The sequence below is a fragment of the Paraburkholderia sediminicola genome (genome assembly GCF_902859805.1).
Taxonomy (GTDB): Bacteria; Pseudomonadota; Gammaproteobacteria; order Burkholderiales; family Burkholderiaceae; genus Paraburkholderia; species Paraburkholderia sediminicola.
This window is the reverse complement of record NZ_CADIKC010000001.1, coordinates 205,286-223,288: the sequence shown is the minus strand read 5'-3', so window position 1 is coordinate 223,288 and position 18,003 is coordinate 205,286. Positions and strand designations below refer to the sequence as shown.

Annotated in this window: 15 protein-coding genes; 11 read left to right on the top strand and 4 right to left on the bottom strand. The window is 61.3% G+C overall.

Annotation, left to right across the window (positions count from 1 at the left end; all coding sequences use genetic code 11):
* Positions 1-379: 379 nt before the first annotated feature.
* From R8871_RS01005 to R8871_RS00995, 3 genes are all read right to left on the bottom strand, one after another.
* Entirely contained in the window at positions 380-2,143 is a 1,764-nt protein-coding gene (locus tag R8871_RS01005) for a S53 family peptidase (protein ID WP_175048644.1), read from the bottom strand.
* A 622-nt stretch (positions 2,144-2,765) separates the two neighbouring features.
* Entirely contained in the window at positions 2,766-3,116 is a 351-nt protein-coding gene (locus R8871_RS01000; RefSeq protein ID WP_175048643.1) for a DUF4148 domain-containing protein, read from the bottom strand.
* A 295-nt stretch (positions 3,117-3,411) separates the two neighbouring features.
* Complete coding sequence (locus R8871_RS00995) at positions 3,412-4,284, bottom strand: LysR family transcriptional regulator (RefSeq protein WP_175048642.1); 873 nt, start codon at positions 4,282-4,284, stop codon at positions 3,412-3,414.
* A gap of 206 nt (positions 4,285-4,490) precedes the next feature.
* Here R8871_RS00995 and R8871_RS00990 point away from each other — a divergent pair, with 206 nt between their 5' ends.
* The 4 genes from R8871_RS00990 to rbsK all read left to right on the top strand — a co-directional run bounded on the left by R8871_RS00990 (position 4,491) and on the right by rbsK (position 9,148).
* Complete coding sequence (locus R8871_RS00990) at positions 4,491-5,453, top strand: sugar ABC transporter substrate-binding protein (RefSeq protein WP_175048641.1); 963 nt, start codon at positions 4,491-4,493, stop codon at positions 5,451-5,453.
* Positions 5,454-5,525: 72 nt separating this feature from the next.
* Positions 5,526-7,151 carry a sugar ABC transporter ATP-binding protein gene (locus R8871_RS00985; RefSeq protein ID WP_175048640.1) on the top strand — a complete coding sequence of 542 codons (1,626 nt, stop codon included), beginning with the start codon at positions 5,526-5,528 and terminating at the stop codon, positions 7,149-7,151.
* Between the two features lie 3 nt (positions 7,152-7,154).
* The gene (locus R8871_RS00980; RefSeq protein WP_175048639.1) at positions 7,155-8,156 is read left to right on the top strand and encodes an ABC transporter permease; all 1,002 of its coding nucleotides are present in this window, start codon (positions 7,155-7,157) and stop codon (positions 8,154-8,156) included.
* A 38-nt stretch (positions 8,157-8,194) separates the two neighbouring features.
* Positions 8,195-9,148: a ribokinase gene (rbsK, locus tag R8871_RS00975; protein ID WP_175048638.1), complete on the top strand. Its 954-nt coding sequence runs from the start codon at positions 8,195-8,197 to the stop codon at positions 9,146-9,148.
* A 273-nt stretch (positions 9,149-9,421) separates the two neighbouring features.
* Here the strand turns inward: rbsK and R8871_RS00970 are convergent, their stop codons facing one another.
* Entirely contained in the window at positions 9,422-10,333 is a 912-nt protein-coding gene (locus R8871_RS00970; protein ID WP_175048637.1) for a LysR family transcriptional regulator, read from the bottom strand.
* A gap of 116 nt (positions 10,334-10,449) precedes the next feature.
* On the opposite strand from R8871_RS00970, the gene gltP reads away from it, so the two are divergent.
* The 7 genes from gltP (at position 10,450) to R8871_RS00935 (ending at position 17,964) form a co-directional block, all read left to right on the top strand.
* Complete coding sequence (gene gltP, locus R8871_RS00965; protein ID WP_175048636.1) at positions 10,450-11,775, top strand: glutamate/aspartate:proton symporter GltP; 1,326 nt, start codon at positions 10,450-10,452, stop codon at positions 11,773-11,775.
* A 55-nt stretch (positions 11,776-11,830) separates the two neighbouring features.
* Positions 11,831-13,105, top strand: coding sequence for an aminotransferase class V-fold PLP-dependent enzyme (locus tag R8871_RS00960; RefSeq protein ID WP_175048635.1), 1,275 nt, complete (start codon positions 11,831-11,833; stop codon positions 13,103-13,105).
* A 239-nt stretch (positions 13,106-13,344) separates the two neighbouring features.
* Positions 13,345-13,548 (top strand): hypothetical protein, encoded by a 204-nt coding sequence (locus tag R8871_RS00955; RefSeq protein WP_175048634.1) that lies wholly within the window; start codon positions 13,345-13,347, stop codon positions 13,546-13,548.
* A 272-nt stretch (positions 13,549-13,820) separates the two neighbouring features.
* A complete protein-coding gene (locus R8871_RS00950; RefSeq protein WP_175048633.1) occupies positions 13,821-15,059 on the top strand; it encodes a Crp/Fnr family transcriptional regulator in 1,239 nt (412 codons plus the stop codon).
* 70 nt (positions 15,060-15,129) lie between these two features.
* A complete protein-coding gene (locus R8871_RS00945) occupies positions 15,130-15,894 on the top strand; it encodes a flagellar motor protein (protein ID WP_175048632.1) in 765 nt (254 codons plus the stop codon).
* 103 nt (positions 15,895-15,997) lie between these two features.
* A complete protein-coding gene (locus R8871_RS00940) occupies positions 15,998-16,711 on the top strand; it encodes an OmpA family protein (protein ID WP_175048631.1) in 714 nt (237 codons plus the stop codon).
* Positions 16,712-17,784: 1,073 nt separating this feature from the next.
* The gene (locus tag R8871_RS00935; RefSeq protein ID WP_175048630.1) at positions 17,785-17,964 is read left to right on the top strand and encodes a Flp family type IVb pilin; all 180 of its coding nucleotides are present in this window, start codon (positions 17,785-17,787) and stop codon (positions 17,962-17,964) included.
* Positions 17,965-18,003: the final 39 nt, after the last annotated feature.

The window sequence follows — 18,003 nt, the reverse complement described above, 5'->3', positions numbered from 1 at the left end:
GGGTGAGCACTGGGTGGATGTGTTTTCTGTCTTGCTGACGTTCTTCCTGCGTGCGGCAAGGATGACCAGGCGTGCGCGGACCGGTCCCGGTCAAGCGGGCACCTTGTCGTCATTCGTCGCGAGGAATGTTATATCATTGCATCGCAAAACAAAAATGACAAGCCGAGGGAGGGCACCGCGAGCGATTGGGGAAAGCGAGGAGGGGCGTTTTACGCGTGAGGGGCGGCCCGGATTCGGACCGCCGTAATCGTTCGGCGCGAGCAGAGGGATGCTCTCGCACGGTGATGTCGACGAACGGTTTGCCCGTCGCCGCCGATGACCCGCGTGTCGCGAAGTCATCGGCGAGTGTTCAGGCGTTCACATCAATCAGCCAGTGGACTCAATGTGCAAAGCCGTTGCTCTTGATATAAGCAGACAGTTTCGCGATATCCAGACTGCCCCATCCGGTCGGATAGTCCCAGCCGGTGGCTGCCTTGTAACCATAGCCGCCGTAGCCGTTGTTACCCGATTTCACGTCGTGCACCAGCGAAGGCGTCGAGCTAATGGCGCCGTAAAAGCTGGCTGCGGGGAAGCCCAGACTATTCGAATTCGCAGTCTGCAAACGTGCCCACAGCCCGACGAAGATCGGCGAAGCGAGGCTCGTCCCGCCGATCTGCTGCAGCTGACCATAGTTATAGATTAGTGCGCCGGTGCTCTGCGCCGCGTCGAAGGAAATGTCGGGCAGCAAACGCTGGCCCGGCGTACCGCTTACCACCGATTGCCACGACGGCTTCGCCTCGTACACGCTGTAGCCGCCGCCGGTCGCCCAGAGCTTGCCGTTGCTGTCGAGCCCTTCGTTCCAGACAGTTTCGCTCGAGTAGGCGCCGGCTGATGTCGTGTAAAGCGTCGTGCCGCCGACGGCGATCACATTCGGCGACGAGGCCGGCCACGATACCGAATAGGTGCTGCCGTCAGGGTAGCCGCGGTTGTTGCACTCGTACACGCCTTCATCGCCGGAAGACACCGAGAAGGTCTGCCCTTGTGCCGCCGCCGTCGCGAAGATGCGGTCTTCGGCCTGCAGCGTGCCGTCCGCATTGGCATCCGCTTCACACCAGCCGAGCGATACGTTGATCACTTTCGCGACGTTGTCGGACACCGCCTGATTGAACGCCTGCGTGAGACCAGTGTTGCCGGACGCGCTTTGATCGGCCATATAGAACAGCAGTTGCTGTACCGCGCCGCCTGCGGAGCCGACAATCGACTGGCTATCGAGGTCCCATTCACCCTGGCCTTCCTGATCGTCGCTGTAGTCGCCGTTCGACGATCCGGTCTGGATCGTCTGCGTGCTGACGGCCGCGAGACCGTTCGCGCTGGTGAACTGCTGGAGATCCTGCAGCGTCTGCGAGACGCCGCCGATCGTGATGATGCCGACCGTCGTGTTCGCCGCGGTGGGCGCGCTGCTGGCGTCGTAGATCGCTGGGAATTCGGTCGGATTGTGGCCCTTGGCCGTACCGGCCGCCAGCGTCTTCGCGGCAGAACGCTCGCCGACCTTCAGCATCGGATGGGCGCGCGCGACGTTCTGCAAGCCGAGCACCGAACCGACTATTTCGCCGAGATCCTGCGGCACTTGTGCCGGCGCCGTGTTCGCGTAGCCGGCCTTGCCGTTCAACTGGTAGCGAACCAGCGGGGTGTTAAAGGCTGCTTTGACGGCGCCGGCGCTCCCGTCTGCGGAAATCAGCAGTCGGTTCGGCGCGACGCGAATGTTGACGAAGCCGTTCTTCCGCAAATGCGCGACGACGGCCTGCACTTGTGCTTCGGTCGGCGCGTACTGAGAGAGGAATTGCTGACGCTTGAGGAACTTGCCGAACTGCGCGTTGCCCGGCTGGTTGACTGCCTGAGCGAATTGCTTCAGTTGCGCCTCGTCGCGAAGCTTGAGACTGACGACGATATGTGCGGTCTCGCCGGCGGCGAGTTCGAGCAATGGCGTCGCAGTGCGCGCCTCGACCTGGGAAGGCGTCACAAACGCCTTCGTGTCGGTGGGCGCCCACAGCGTGGACGCGGGTGAGGCGCCGAATGCGGCGAACGAAGCAATAGCGAGAGGCAAAGCAACGACCGCGTAACGGTTTAGACATAGGACCGTCTGTTTTGCGGTTGACGACTTCATGTGACCTCCTGAGATAACAGCGCAACGAGACGCCGAATCTTCCGGTGGCTATTTCCGGTCGAGTCAAATAAATGGGAGATTCGTCTGGAAGCGCTGTTCTGAATGGTTAATAGGGGCACTCAGTTAAATCCGTGAGCGCCGCCAAATTACCGTTAATTACAGATTATCGGTACCTATCAGAATAGATAGTTGAGAGGGAGGGGAAGTCGCGGATGAACCAGGGCTGTTTCTTGAAAATGTTATTATTATCAGGTAGTTATTGATTCATCGGCTGTTCGGCAACATCTGGGTGTATGGCACGCCGGAATGGAGGCCGGACTCTAATTGATTTAACGACTTCTGTGCCTTGTAATTAATTACAAAATCATTTCTTTATGCTAATTCGATGGTGATGCGCCAGAATTTCAGGTCTTTTCAATTAAAATGCATGTCTGTTCGATTGGAATTAATTGGGCTGTATCGCCAAAGGGGAAATCAAAAAATAATTCGGCCTGTGACCGAGTCGTTAGTGCGGACGGACGCCCCATAACGCCATCGTCCGCTCGCACCCGGCATAGGCATTCGACAGCCAGCCGGTCATTCGCCGAAGCCCGAACCACTTCCAGACGCGCATCGTCAGCGATCAGCTGCCGAAGTACGGCGAGCAGAAGCTTACGGGGCCGACACACGCCGGCATGGCCGCGCCTGCCGGGTGAGCGGATGTGCTGGACGAGCGTTGGCCTGCCGCCGTCGACCCCGACATCGCCGGACCCTCGCCACTCGTGTTTATCTTCAGGCGCGCGGCCTGCTGCTCGAAGATCGGGCTGATCTCGGGGTACGACGCATCGGTCACGAGGCGCGAACCGCTAGCTTCTGCCTGAACCAGTTCCTGGCGCACTTCAGCGCGGGTCTTTTCCTGCGCCGATGCCTGGGTGACTGCGCCGGCCGATGCAAGGAGGATCATCGAAAGGGTCATTGCAAGGTTGAGTTTCATTTGGATGCCTAATTAAGGTTGATTGAATCTAACGATCCATGTGATTGAGAACTACGTCTTTACTTGTCCACCTAGGTGATTCATGTGCTGCTGAAGCTGCGCAGAAGCGTTTCTGCTCCGGCTCGTAGACCGTCTGTTTGCTGCCGTCCACGTAAGGGCAAACACATCGAGTGGCTGCTTATTCCAGATTTTTTTGCAGCGTCGAGGAAGGGCGCGAATCTTAGGTTTACCGCGATCGGTCCGCGACCGCTGGGCTCACTGCCAAATACCGGAAGGTTCGGATTGCGCCCCCGGCCTAACGGAAAATCTCGGCGATCAGGTTGGCCACCGTGCGGATGCGCTCGCTATCGCGCAGGGCGGGGTGCAGCACCATCCACACATCCTGGTCGAGCGCCTTGATATGTTTCTCGATGCAGACGAGATCGCTCGTGGTGTCGCCGGCGAGCTGGGCAAGCACGCCGAGCCCGGAGCCGCCCAGCACGCCGTCGAATACGCCCATGCCATAGCTGCTCCGAAGCGAAGGCGCAGGCGCGCCGGGCAGCGTTTTCAGCCATTGCGTGGCCGGGTGATCCGGTTGCCGGTCGTCATAACCGACGAACGACAGCTTGTCCCACTCCTTGCGGGTAATTGCTGCCTTGTGGCGCAGGTAATAGTCGCGCGAACCGAACAGCCCGAAGCGGATCCGGCCGATGCGCCGGACATACAGATCGCCCTCATCAGGGCATTCGGACCACAGCGCAATGTCCGCTTCGCGGCGGGCAAGGCTGTACGGCCGCCGCGAGGTCAGCACCTCGATGGCGAGGCCGGGCAGCCGGTCCTGGAACGACCCGAGCAGTTTAAGCAAAATGTAAGATGGCCATTCGACGGCGTTGATCCGCACCGTGCCGTGAGCCGCAGCGCCGCCGGTCACGTCCGCGGCACGCTCGATCTGGTGGGCCAGATCCTCCATCTGCTCGGCCCAGGCCAGCACACGCGCGCCGAATGCCGTCACCGTACAGCCCGACGGAACCCGGTCGACAAGCGGCTCGCCCAGCCGCCGTTCAAGCTCGGTCAGGCGCCGCGACAGGGTGGGCGGACTCAGATCGCATGCCGTCGCGGCGGCTCGCATCGTGCCGCCACGTGCGATCGCTACCAGAATCCTCAGGTCGTCCCAGTCCACGTGTTCCATTTTTGTAACGCTCGATTTTGAAATTAGGCATAGCATAACGTGGATCGCGAGGATAGCATTGGACCTGGCCATACTCGTCCCAGCATCTGGCAAAGAAACCCGAGGGCTTCATTGGCAGTGGGCGGCAAGTGTGGCGAACCTGCCCATCACACGACTCAACGGCTATCAGTCACTACGTAGACCGAACGAGCGATACGGAGACATCAATGATTCGTCATTTCCAACCGGCGCGGCGTCGCGCTATCGTAGCCAGCGCAGCTTTCTTCGCAGTGTCGATCCTGCCGGGCGCGGCGTTCGCTCAGGCGGCCCACAAGCCGAAAGTCGCGCTGGTGATGAAGTCGTTGGCGAACGAGTTTTTCCTGACCATGGAAACCGGCGCGAAAGACTATCAGAAGCAGAACCCCGCGAAATTCGATCTCGTCACGAACGGCATCAAGGACGAGACCGATACGGGTAACCAGATTCGCATCGTCGAGCAGATGATCGTGTCGAAGGTCGACGCACTCGTGATCGCACCGGCCGATTCCAAGGCGCTGGTGCCGGTTCTGAAGAAAGCGGTCGATGCCGGCATTATCGTGGTCAATATCGACAATAAGCTGGACCCGGACGTGCTCAAGTCGAAAGACCTGAACATCCCGTTCGTCGGCCCGGATAACGCCAAGGGCGCACAGAAAGTCGGCGACTACCTGGCCAAGCGCCTGAAGTCGGGCGACAACGTCGCCATTATCGAAGGCGTCTCGACCACCACCAATGCGCAGCAACGCACGGCCGGCTTCAAGCAGGCCATGGCGACGGGCGGCATGAAGGTCGTCTCGCTGCAGTCGGGCGAGTGGGAAATCGACAAGGGCAACGCCGTCGCGAGCCAGATTCTCAATGCGAATCCGGACGTCAAGGCGCTGCTGTGCGGTAACGACAACATGGCGATCGGCGCGGTATCGGCCGTGCGCGCGGCCGGCAAGGCCGGCAAGGTGCAAGTGGTCGGCTACGACGACATCAACGCAATCAAGCCGATGCTCGCCGACGGCCGCGTTCTTGCCACGGCCAATCAGTACGCCGCCCGACAGGCCGTGTTCGGTATCGATACGGCTTTGAAGGCAATCGCTGAACACAAGAAGCAGTCGGAATTGTCGGGCGTCGTCGAAACGCCTGTCGATCTGGTCACCAAGTAAGATTGGGGTAACACGTGGCCCGCGTCGTTTGTGGGCCACGCCGCCTGATCTTTGTCTGGCTTTATCAATCTGATGTCCACTCCCAACTTATCCCTTGCCGTTGCCCCGCCCGTGCTGACTGTTCACGGCATCGGCAAGACCTACGCCGGGCCGGTGCTCGCCGATATCTCGCTGGATCTGTACGCGGGCGAGGTGCTGGCGCTGACCGGCGAAAACGGCGCGGGCAAGAGCACCTTGTCCAAGATCGTCGGCGGTCTCGTTACGCCGACCACCGGCTCGATGACGCTCGGCGGCGCGGCTTATACGCCGGGTAGCCGCAAGGACGCCGAGGCGCTCGGCGTGCGCATGGTCATGCAGGAGCTGAACCTGCTGCCGACCCTCTCGGTGGCGGAGAACCTGTTCCTGAATCGTTTGCCGCAGCGCGGCATGTTCGGCTGGATCGACCGCGCCAAACTGCGCGAAGACGCCCGCCACGCCATGGCGCAAGTCGGGCTCGACGCGATCGACCCTGACACGCTGGTGGGCACGCTGGGTATCGGCCATCAGCAGATGGTCGAGATCGCGCGCAATCTGATCGGCGATTGCCGCGTGCTGATCCTCGACGAACCCACCGCCATGCTGACCGCCCGCGAGGTGGACCTGTTGTTCGAACAGGTCGAACGGCTCAAGGCGCGCGGCGTGGCGCTGGTGTACATCTCGCACAGACTGGAAGAATTGAAGCGGATCGCGCGGCGCGCTGCCGTCTTGCGCGATGGGCGGCTCGTGCATGTCGACGAGATGGCGAATCTCTCGGCCGACCGTCTGGTCACGCTGATGGTCGGCCGTGATATTGGTGAGCGGATCGATCTCGGCGAACGGCGCATTGGCGGCCTGACGCTCAAGGTCACGGGCATGACCCGCGAGCCCGTTGTGCGCGACGTGTCCTTTGAAGTCAAAGCCGGCGAGATTTTCGGCATCAGCGGTCTGATCGGCGCGGGCCGTACGGAATTGATGCGGCTCATCTATGGGGCCGATCGTGCGGATGCCGGTACGGTGTCGATCGCGCATGGCGGCGGCCCCCTCCAGCCTGTAACGGTATCCTCGCCGTCGGACGCCGTGAAGAACGGCATTGCGCTGATTACGGAAGACCGCAAAGGCGAGGGCCTCCTGCTGACGCAACCCATTGCCGCCAATATCTCGCTCGGCCATTTGCGCTCGGTGTCGAAGAACGGCGTGGTGGACGCCCGTCGCGAGGCGGCGCTGGCGCGCAAGCAGATCGACGCCATGAGCATTCGCAGTTCAGGGCCGTCGCAACCGGTGTCGGAACTCTCCGGCGGCAACCAGCAGAAAGTCGTGATCGGCCGCTGGCTCGCGCGCGATTGCACGGTGCTGCTGTTCGACGAGCCCACACGCGGCATCGACGTCGGGGCGAAGTTCGATATCTACGCCCTGATGGGGGCGCTTGCGCGGGAAGGCCGCGCGTTGGTGGTGGTGTCGAGCGATCTGCGCGAATTGATGTCGATTTGCGACCGGATCGGGGTGATGTCGGCGGGACGGATGACGGGCATGTTCGAGCGCGGAAGCTGGACCCAGGACGCGCTGCTCGCAGCGGCGTTCGCGGGCTATACGAAACGCGACGCGCTGCTGCACGATCCGATCGAACCCGACGCCAAAGCGCCCGACTCAGCGGCGCCCGATCAAAAATCTGTGGAGTATTGAAGCATGACTGCACCAACCAGCCTGCCTTCCGTGCAGAACGAACCGCCCAAAGACGCGAAGCCGATCGGCACGCGCCTTGGATTCTCGAACTACCTGGGCCTGCTCGGCGCGTTGCTCGGGATGATCATCCTGTTCTCGCTGCTGAGCTCGCACTTCCTCAGCTACGACACCTTCAGCACGATCGCGAACCAGATTCCCGATCTGGTAGTGATGTCGGTCGGCATGACCTTTGTGCTCATCATTGCCGGGATCGACCTGTCGGTCGGCTCCGTGCTGGCGCTCGGCGCGGCGCTCACGAGCGTGGCGGCCTTGCAGTGGCACTGGCCGGCGCTGCCTGCCGCCTTGCTCGGTATGGCGGGGGCGGCCTTGACGGGCTGCGTGACCGGCGCGATTACCGTGGCCTGGCGGATTCCGTCGTTCATCGTGTCGCTCGGCGTACTCGAGGCGGCCCGCGGTCTCGCGTACCAGATGACCAACTCCCGCACGGCCTATATCGGCGATGCGTTCGACTTCCTGTCCAACCCGATCGCGTTCGGCATTTCTCCCGCGTTCCTGATTGCCATCGTCGTGATGGTCGTCGCCCAGTTGGTGCTGACCCGCACAGTGTTCGGGCGCTACCTGGTCGGCATCGGCACGAACGAGGAAGCAGTGCGCCTCGCGGGCGTCAACCCGCGTCCGTACAAGATTGCCGTCTTCGCGATGATGGGCTTGCTGGCCGGCCTCGCGTCCCTGTTCCAGATTTCGCGGCTCGAGGCCGCTGACCCGAATGCCGGCGCGGGCATCGAATTGCAGGTGATCGCGGCCGTAGTGATCGGCGGAACGAGCCTGATGGGCGGACGTGGCTCGGTGATCAGCACGTTCTTTGGCGTGTTGATCATCTCGGTGCTGGCCGCGGGTCTTGCCCAGATCGGGGCGACCGAGCCGACCAAACGCATCATCACGGGGGCCGTGATTGTCGTGGCCGTCGTGCTGGATACGTATAGAAGCCGACGTCGCGCTGCATAAATATTTGACCATTAGTGACCGTCAGCGACCCTTCGCGGATGGTCAGCAGGAGAGTGAACGTGTCGAAAGAAGTGAAGCCGGGCCGCGTGCTCGTGGTGGGCAGCATCAATACCGACCTCGTCGCCCGTGCACCGCATTTGCCGCGGCCCGGCGAGACGATCAGCGGGCAGGAGTTCTCGCAGGTTGCCGGCGGCAAGGGCGGCAACCAGGCCGTGGCGGCCGCCCGCATCGGCGCGCGCGTGGCAATGGTTGGGCGCGTGGGGAAGGATGCGAACGGCGCACAGCGGGTCAAGGATCTGGAAGCTGAAGGAATCGATTGCGCGGGCATCGAGATCGACGCCGTGCAGCCCACCGGCGTCGCCATGGTGACGGTGTCGGACGACGGCCAGAACACGATCGTGGTGGTCGCGGGCAGCAACGGTGAGTTCACGCCGGAAGGTGTCGCACGCCACGAAGCGGCGATCAAGGCGAGCGACGTCGTGGTCTGCCAACTGGAAACACCCTGGGATTCCGTCCACGCAACACTCGCGCTCGCCCGGCGCCTGGGCAAGATCACCGTGCTGAATCCTGCACCGGCAACCGGCCCGCTGCCCGCGGAATGGCTGCCGCTCGTCGACTATCTCGTGCCGAACGAAGTCGAGGCCGCGATTCTCGCCGGCCTGCCGGTCGAATCGCAAAGCGGCGCGAGAAGGGCGGCGCTGGAGCTGCAACGCGGCGGCGCGCGCAACGTGATCGTCACGCTCGGTGCGCAAGGCGCTTACCTCTTGCCGGAAGGCGGCGAAGGCATGCATTTTCCCGCGCCGCAGGTGCGGGCCGTCGATACGACCGCGGCCGGCGACACCTTTATCGGCGTCTTTGCCGCGCAGCTCGCCGCCCGGCAGCCGCTGGAAGGCGCAATCAGCCTCGCGCAACGCGCGGCTTCGATTTCGGTCACGCGCGCCGGCGCACAGCCGTCGATCCCGACTCGCGCGGAAGTCGAAAGCGCAGCCTGAAGCGGATGCCTGTTGTGACGTGAGGCAGTCCGACCTGTAACTCCGGGTAGCTTGACGTTGAATGACCGGGCACCATCTCCGGATGGTGTTCCCCGGGTTCCATCGCGATCTCTACCGGAATATCACTTACGTCACGCAGTTCGACAACAATCGTTTCTTTAGCCTCTACGTCGATCTGCTCACGCGACCTGTGCCAATTACCTTGCCTTGCCTTGACGCGGGAGGGCATACACCTGCACGGCAGATGATTCGCAACGCAGGGCCGAGGTTCGCTCAGACGCGGCCCGGATCGAGCAGGTTCGAGCTGAAATCGCAGCACTGCGCGGCGAGCCGTGCGATTTCGGCATTCAGCGAGTGCGGTTGTTCCGCGCGATGCATCGCGACGTATGAAACGGGCGGCAGCGCCGGTCGCGTCTGAATCATGCCGAGCGCGCCGCGTGTGACCATGTGGTTCAGACACGCCTTCGGCAGATAGCTGATGCCGAGGCCCGAGAGTGTCAGCCCGATCTGCGCAATCAGACTGTTGCTCGCGAGAATACGTTGCATGCTGACCCCGTGCTCCTGCAGAAAGCGGCTATAGATAAAGCCGGTTCCTGATAGACCGCCCTGCAGGATCAGCGGGTACTGCGCGATCTCGGTGAGCGGAATGGCGGCCTGCTTCGGCGCCAGTGCCGGCGCGCACATCCACGCGTTCTCCACTTCGCCAACCTGCGTCATGACGAAGGACTCGGTGCTGTGGATTTGCGGCACGACGATGATATCGATCGTGTCGTCGGCGAGCCGGTCGCGCAGCGTCGCGTTCAAATCCACCTCGGCTTCAACCACGACCTTCGGATACGCCGCCTGAATCGCGCCGATCAGCCGTGGCAGCCACGTCAAGGCGGTCAGTTCCGTCACGCCGATGCGGACCTGGCGCACCAGCGCCTCCTTCGAGCTGATCCGCTCGACAATCTGATCGCGCCGTTCGAGCAGTTCTTTCGCGTAGGCGAAGAACTCGGCGCCTTTCTCGGTCAGCCTGGCGCTGCGGTGAGCGCGGTCGAATACCGTCAGGTCGAAGGCGCGCTCGAGTTCCTGAATCCGCTTCGAAACGGCCGACTGCGTGGTGTTGAGGCGGCTCGAAGCGGCCTCGAACGAACCCAGTTGAACGATCCAGTAGAGCGCTTCCATCTGCTTGAACGTCAGCATCGCGCCTTCCTTTCCATGAAATAAAGCGATAGTTTCTCATACAAAAAAATCGCTTTTTTTACTTATTTCGGCTGCTTAAGGTTCCTTCATCGCCCCGTCCCCAATCTGGAGAGAGCATGGATACCGTCGTCGAAAGCCCGCCTGTCAACCATATCGAGCGCAAACCGCGTGTCGGACTCGCATGGCAGATACTGATCGGTCTCGTCATTGGTGTCGCCACGGGACTCGTGTTGAACCACTTTCCGCAAATGCGGGATGCGACCATTTCAGGGCTGTTGCAGCCCGCTGGCGATATCTTCATCAAGCTGATCAAGATGATTGTGGTGCCGATCGTCTTCACGAGCATGGTGGTCGGGATCGCCGGTGTCGGAGACGGCAAATCGTTCGGTCGTATCGGCCTGAAGACGCTTGTGTATTTCGAGGTGATCACGACGATCGCGATCCTGCTCGGGCTCATTCTCGGCAACGTGCTGCAGCCGGGCGTCGGCACCGACATGTCGCAACTCGGCCACGCCGACATTTCCCGCTATCAGCAGGTAACGCAGCAGGTGCAGGGTCATCATGGCCTGATGACGCTCGTGCTCGGCGTGATTCCGGACAATATCCTCGCGTCGATGGCCAAAGGCGACCTGCTGCCAGTGATCTTCTTTTCGGTGCTGTTCGGCCTTGGTCTGCAATCGGTCCCGGAGGAATTCCGCAAGCCGGTGATCGCCATGCTCAAGGGCGTCGCGGAAGCCATGTTCAAGGTGACGAACATGGTCATGCGTTACGCGCCGATCGGCGTGTGCGCGCTGATCGCGGTGACCGTGGCGAGTTTCGGCTTCGGTTCATTGTTGCCGTTGCTCAAGCTGGTGGCCGTCACGTATCTCGCGATCGTGCTGTTTGTGCTTGTCGTGCTCGGCATCACGGCCCGGCTGTTCGGCTTTCGCATCTTCACGTTGCTGCGCGTTATCAAGGACGAGCTGATCATCGCGTTCTCGACCTGCAGCTCGGCCACCGTGCTGCCGCAACTGATGAAGAAGATGGAAGACTACGGTGTGCCGAAGAGCATCACGACCTTCGTCGTGCCGACCGGCTACACGTTCAATCTCGATGGCGCATCGATCTATCTCGGCATCGGCACGCTGTTCGTCGCGCAGTTGTACGGCATTCATCTTGGCTGGCAGGAACAGATGGTCCTGGTGTTGACGATGGTCGTGACATCCAAGGGAGCAGCCGGCGTGCCGGGCTTCATGTTCGTGATTCTGCTCGCGACGCTTGCGAGCGCCGGGTTGCCGCTCGAAGGGCTCGCGTTCATCGCCGGCGTGGACCGCGTGATGGATATGGGACGTACCGCGCTGAACGTGGTGGGCAACGCGCTTGCGCCGCTCGTCATCGCCAGATGGGAGCGCCAGTACGACGCGGAGAAGGGCCGAGCGTATCTCGCGTCGCTTGACGCATGAGCGGGTACGGTTCGCAGCACGACAATCACTGAGTAGAGAGATCAGGAGCATTCAGATGAGCAGTAATCAAGGCGAGTTCTTTTCCGAGTCGTTGATGCAGGAGATCAAGGCGCGTTTCCACCATGTCGACCACGACATCGACGGAAGCGAGCGACTCTTCTTCGACAACGCGGGCGGCTCGTTCCGCCTCAAGGCGGCCGTCGAGGCGTTCGCGCGAATCGATGCACTGCCCGATTGCCCGGAGCGCATCCATGCACGCGCACGCCATCTGCAGGACGTTCAGGCGCGCGGCGAGGCGGACATCCGCACGATCCTCAACGCGAAGGACGGCAGCATCTACCCATCGTTGACCGCGTCGGGCGCGATGTTCGACATGGTGCGCGCGATCATGGAAAACGTGCCGGGCACCAACGCCGTCACGACGATCCTCGAACATCCGTCCTCTTTCGACGCGATGACGTACTACGCGCAACGCACGGGTAAATCGTTGCGTGTTGCGCCCAGCAATCCGGAGACGGGCGGCGTGGACGTGGATGCGATTCTGTCGTTGATCGACGCGGATACGGCGCTGCTCAGCGTGATGTACGCGTCGAATATTTCCGGTGCCAAGTTCGATATCGCGACGCTTGTCGAGCGCGCGCGAGAAAAGAAACCCGGACTCTTCATCGTCGTGGATGCGGTTCAGCACGCGCCGCACGGCGTCATCGACCTGCAGAAGACACCGGTCGACGGCATCAATTTCGCGCCCTACAAGTTTTTTGGTTGCCGCGGCTCCGGCATCTCGTGGCTGTCGCCTCGTGTGGCCGCTCTGCCGCATCACCGCCTCGACGCGAAGCAGGAAGGCGTGTGGGAACTCGGCAGCCCGGCGCCCGCGCAGTTCGCGGTCGTGACCGAGATTGTCGAGTACGTGACGTGGATCGGCGGCCAGTTCAGCGATGCCGATACGCGCCGCGAGCTTTTCGTGGAAGGGATGAAACGCATCGAGCTGCATGAGCGCGCGCTGCTGGCAGCGTTGCTCGATGGCCAGGGTGGGCGGCGCGGTTTGCGGCGGCTCGATGGCGTGGAGGTGTTCTGGGATCACGCCGATCTCACGAAGCGCGCCCTGATCCTCGGTATCGGCTTCGCGAATCTGAGCCCGACCGACGCGGTGCGCGAGTACGAGAAGCGCGGCGTGATCGTCTACGAGCGGATCGCCTCGAGTCTGTACTCCGGCCGTATGCTGAAGTCATTCAATCTGGCGGGCGCTGTGCGGATTTCTCCGCTGCATTGTCAAGCACCCAGCGACGTCGAACGCTTTCTTTCTATTACAGAAACACTAATGACACTGTAAGGCTGTAAGGCGGCGTCGTCGCGCCCCATACGCAGACCCCAATTACGGGGCGCACAGAAACTATTGCGCCCCTTTACTCACGCGCCTCGCTCACCACCTCCGCCGCGCGACGCATCAACGGTTAGCGCCGGCGCTTACAGCACTGCAGGTAATCCGTCGAAACACGACCGTAGCCTAACTGTAGTGTCGTTTGTCTAGGATGCCTCCATCGCCCATGTATCGATCAATGGAGGTATCGGATGCTCAGCCACCACGAACTTGCGACACTCATGCTGCTTGGCGACACGGACAAGCGGTTGGAAGCTTTCGATCCGGACGTACTGGCGTTACGCCGTTACGAGCTGGTGGAAATCCGGCAGCGTGACCGGCAAGGTTCGACACTGCAACTGACCCGTCAGGGCCGCGAGTTACTGGAGCGTCTGCGTACAGGCGCACGGCAATGATGCGGATACGGCGCGATCAGAGCTCACCTCGTATGCCGGGCGTGTGCCTCGCGCTGCTGATGAACCCCGGGCATGAAGGCCAATCCCTTACGTAATCTCACGGCCTGCCAAACGTTTGCGCTATTTGCACGATTATGTCTGACGATTGAGAGGGTTAAAGATTTGCGTTTTGCATGTCGTTATCCAGTCAAATAAGTCAGGACCATCGCACATACCCGTGCCTCATGAAGACGCGGGATGTGCGAGGCAATAGCTCTACGGGGGATTGAATTTTGAATCAGCAACGATCGCCATGGTCGCGCGCAGCGGCTCCGGGCGAAGTCATCTATTCCGAAGGCTTCGCGGGCGACGCCGTCATCTACGTAATCGCAGACGGCAAAGTCGAAATCTCCACTCAGTGCGACGAAAAGAAAGTCATTCTCGCTACGCTCGGCAAGGGTGAGTTTTTTGGCGAAGCCTCGTTGTTGCCAGCCGAGCCACGAGCGCACACCGCGAAAGCCATCAGCTTCTGTCAATTGACCGTGATTGCGGCAAGCGTCGTGGAAGAGGAACTCGAACGCGTATCGCCGCTGCTGCGCCACATCGTGCGCACCATGATTCGACGCGTGAAGAAGAAGGACGATGTTCTCGCCACCAATACGCATGCTGATTTTCTGCCAGGGGTTCTCTCCTACGCGCATGTTCTGTCGCTGATGGCGGGTATCGAGAGCGCGGACCGGGTGGATGGACGCGCGCGCCGCGGTCAGGGGGAGGAGTGCTCAGTGCCCCTGCCCGAAGTCATCAAGAAGTGTCATGCGATTGCCGGCCATTCCCGCCCGCATGTGATGGCCATGCTCAAGCGCATGGAAAAACTCAATCTCGTCACGCTCGAACCGGGCCGCTCCGATCGTGTGAGCACCCTGTCGGCACGCTATTCGGCGCAGGACGGCGCAGCCGGCCGGCAGCTCGTGACTTTCGATCCCGTGCGGATCACGGAACGGGCCCAGCAGGTGGCGGATCACGATCTCGACGTGTCGATCAACAGCGAACTGGAACTGATCGAACTGGCCGACCTGGAAGCCCTGATTGGCGTCGAGAAGAATCTGATTCTCAACAAGCTCTCGCATGCGGAAATCGCCGAAGACATCTTCGCGTTTCGCAAGACCAAAGTGTTGAATTACGTCGAGGAAAAGGGCATCACGTATTTTTCCCGGCGTACTCCCCGTGGCGCGAGCGAGCTGAAGTCGCTGGCCGATCTTGAGTTTGTCGACCAGCGAACCCTGTTCGAAGCCATCAGCGCTTTCGACACCTATGACCTCGCGAAACTGCTTTCCGCCGTGACAGGCGAGCCGATTTGCGATCGCCTGTTCTCGGTGATGACCGAGGCGCGCAAGAAGGAGGTGTCGTGGGTCATGCGCCGTGAGATCAAGATCGATCCGCTCGAGATTGCCGAGATCGAAGAGCGCTTCATCGAGACCGTGCGTTCGATCAAATCGCCGTCTGCGGCGCCGCTTTCCAACGTGGATGCCTGAGGCCTGACGGTCGGACCGCGGACGCTTTCAGGTCCAGTCCGATCACCGGGGCAGCCGTTCGAGAGGATGTATGGATCTTTTGACGCTATTTGGCGCCTTGTTCGGCGTGACCGCCATCGTGGCCGGATTTTCGCTCGAGGGTGGTCACTTCACTTCGCTGTTTCAGCTGGAGGCGTTCGTCATCGTTTTGGGCGGCACCTTCGGTGCGGTGATGATCCAGAACACCTGGGCAAGGTTTTATGACGGCGTAAAGCAACTGCGGCTCGCGTTTGTGAAAGCGCGGCAGGTCGACCGGCAAAGCTTGTCGGTCCTGCTCGAGTGGGGCGATCAGGCGAAGCTGAACGGCATGCTCGTATTCGAGTCGATCGAGGCGGGCGACATCAATCCGTTTGCCAAGCGAGGTCTCGAGCTTCTGGCCAACGGAGTGTCGACGGCCGTGCTTGAAGACGCCTTGCAACGCGAACTGGATGCTTACGAGCGCAACCACATGGCGGCCGCGCGGATATGGCAGCAGGCCGGCGGCTATGCGCCCACGTTCGGCATTTTAGGGGCGGTGCTCGGCCTGATTCAGGTCACGGGACACATGCTCGAGCCGGCACAACTCGGGCAAGGGATTGCAGTCGCCTTTGTGGCCACGCTGTACGGTCTTGCGCTGGCGAATCTGGTTTTCCTGCCGCTGTACGGAAAGATCAGGGCGCAGGTGGATAGCGAATTGCGCTTCAGACGCTTGTACCTCGATGGCTTGCTCGCGATTTCGCGCAAGGAGTCGCCCCATACGATCGAAACCCGGCTCGCGGGTGACGTCCGGGAACGATCGGCGGAGTTGCTAGGGTAACCAGGGATCGCCATGGGATAACTCCGGATAGCCGGCCTCGCTCGGTGGGCGCTAACGCGCCAGGCGCCCATTCAAACGCAATTCGGAAGCAGACGTTTCGAGCATGACAATCTCCTCGGGTAACAAGCGCCTTGCGGCGGACAAAGCCGGCTATCGGCACGACGATGACGACGGCGATGGCGAGGCGCAATCCGGCCGCTGGTTGATCTCCTACGCGGACCTCATCACCACCCTGATGGTGCTGTTCCTCGCGCTTTACGCGCTGCAGCTGGCGAAGAACCGGGAGCTCGAAGTCAGAATGCTCGAGCACCGCGAGGTGAAAGCGGCGACGGCTGCCGGCAGCGCCCACGCGCCGGTGGTCGCCGTGCCCGGCGCACCGGAAGCCGCGAGGCGGCAGCTTCTTTCGTTGCTGGCGCCGCTTCAGGACAACCGGCAGATCACGATTTCGAGTGCCTCACAGGGCGTGGAAATCGCCATCAACGCAAAAATTCTCTTCAACTCGGGCGACGCGCGCCTGTTGCCGGAGTCGTTCGGCGTCCTGGATCAGATCGCAGGCGTGCTGCGCGACCGCTCGAAGAACAACATCCTCGTCGAGGGGCACACGGACAGCGTGCCGATATCGACAGCGAAGTACGAATCCAACTGGGAGCTGTCGTCGGCACGAGCCGGCGCCGTGGTTCGATTCTTTGCCGACAAGGGCATCGAACCTCACAGAATGGCCGCCATTGGCAGGGCGGACAACTTCCCCCTGATCATCGGCGACGATGCCGCAGCGCGCGCCGCGAATCGCCGCGTCACCATCCTCGTGGAATATTGAGTCTTGAGTCGCAAGCAGCGTAAGTACGCTGCGCATCGACATGGATCTCTCTGCGCTCCACATGAATCAAAACCGGCCATTTCTTGCCGCATCTTACTCAGCGCTGAACTAAGCCGGACGCCGTGTGCTTCGCGAGCATCCAGGACGCTACGCGACGCGTGGGGTGTGCGGTTTCTTTATCCGCCGCCAGCAAAACACCATCGTTTGCAATGCATCGTTTCGCCGCGTAACGCGCGTCCAGCAAGGCGCTGCGCATAGCGTGAGGCGAAGCGGGCGCACCGCTTACGCCACACAAAAAAATGTGTGCGGCAGCCTGCCTGTCCCACGTCCAAGCGATTCATAAATCCACCGTCAATCCCCGTAGTGCGGGCCAGCACACATAGCGATGCAGACGCAGGCCGCGTCAATCTCGCAACCTGTCGCCCAAAACGGAGGCTTGCTGTCTCAAGCTTGCGACACACCGGTCCGCGACCCGTAAAAGCTACTTTTGTGTGTTGAGACCCGGCATTTTTGACCTGAGCATTCGTCAAACCATTGCCAGTCATCATGGCTGAGGGTTTCCCCACCCTTCGGAAATCACACGTGGCGCATCGCGGCAACCCGCCGCCACGGCCGCTCATGGCGTATCAAACGCGAATCATCGCGTGATGCGAACCCCCTTCTGCGGGGTGCGCCGAATCGCTCATCGCCGTCCAGCAAGGCTTTGAGGGTACATGGCACAGCGCGTGCAATAAGTGAGTCACAAAGCGAAACACGTTGCAGCCGGGAAGCAGCAAACGAGCAGAAGCAGCAGAAAAAATCCCGGCAGCAGCAACAGTCTTCGTAGAACGCGTCGGGGAGTTCAACGCGCTTTACGGGGTGCGGCGGGGCCAACGAAAAACGGATGTCGATAAAGCACGGCGCGAACGATCGATACGGGGTATCGAAAATTCGCGACCGGGACAACGCGAAGCGCTGACCTCGCCACTTTTTCCGTCTCTGTGGACGGACCTCAACGCCGCACCGGTGGACCTGTTTTCAGGCAACTGGTGCGGCACAAATCGAAGTCAACTTTCACTCTTACGGGGGTTAGCATGAAGAACACGATCCAACAATTTCTGCGCGAAGAAGACGGTGTTGCAGCGATCGAATACGGCCTGCTGGCCGGGCTGATTGCGGTGGGGATTATCACGGCAGCGACCTTGTTGGGCACGGACATTTCCGCTCTCTTCACCAAGATCGCGAACAAGCTCAATGGCGTTGCCGTCCCCTGATCGCTGCGAGCAGAAGAGGGCCGTGAGTCCGGTCGTCTG

Bases quoted from the DNA above. Each gene is read 5' to 3' on its own strand.
- R8871_RS01005 (WP_175048644.1), bottom strand. From the start codon at position 2,143: ATGAAGTCGTCAACCGCAAAACAGACGGTCCTATGTCTAAACCGTTAC.
- R8871_RS01000 (WP_175048643.1), bottom strand. From the start codon at position 3,116: ATGAAACTCAACCTTGCAATGACCCTTTCGATGATCCTCCTTGCATCG.
- R8871_RS00960 (WP_175048635.1), top strand. From the start codon at position 11,831: ATGAGCAGTAATCAAGGCGAGTTCTTTTCCGAGTCGTTGATGCAGGAG.
- R8871_RS00935 (WP_175048630.1), top strand. From the start codon at position 17,785: ATGAAGAACACGATCCAACAATTTCTGCGCGAAGAAGACGGTGTTGCA.
- R8871_RS00995 (WP_175048642.1), bottom strand. From the start codon at position 4,284: ATGGAACACGTGGACTGGGACGACCTGAGGATTCTGGTAGCGATCGCA.
- R8871_RS00940 (WP_175048631.1), top strand. From the start codon at position 15,998: ATGACAATCTCCTCGGGTAACAAGCGCCTTGCGGCGGACAAAGCCGGC.
- R8871_RS00945 (WP_175048632.1), top strand. From the start codon at position 15,130: ATGGATCTTTTGACGCTATTTGGCGCCTTGTTCGGCGTGACCGCCATC.
- R8871_RS00990 (WP_175048641.1), top strand. From the start codon at position 4,491: ATGATTCGTCATTTCCAACCGGCGCGGCGTCGCGCTATCGTAGCCAGC.
- R8871_RS00970 (WP_175048637.1), bottom strand. From the start codon at position 10,333: ATGCTGACGTTCAAGCAGATGGAAGCGCTCTACTGGATCGTTCAACTG.
- gltP (WP_175048636.1), top strand. From the start codon at position 10,450: ATGGATACCGTCGTCGAAAGCCCGCCTGTCAACCATATCGAGCGCAAA.
- R8871_RS00955 (WP_175048634.1), top strand. From the start codon at position 13,345: ATGCTCAGCCACCACGAACTTGCGACACTCATGCTGCTTGGCGACACG.
- R8871_RS00985 (WP_175048640.1), top strand. From the start codon at position 5,526: ATGTCCACTCCCAACTTATCCCTTGCCGTTGCCCCGCCCGTGCTGACT.
- rbsK (WP_175048638.1), top strand. From the start codon at position 8,195: ATGGTCAGCAGGAGAGTGAACGTGTCGAAAGAAGTGAAGCCGGGCCGC.
- R8871_RS00980 (WP_175048639.1), top strand. From the start codon at position 7,155: ATGACTGCACCAACCAGCCTGCCTTCCGTGCAGAACGAACCGCCCAAA.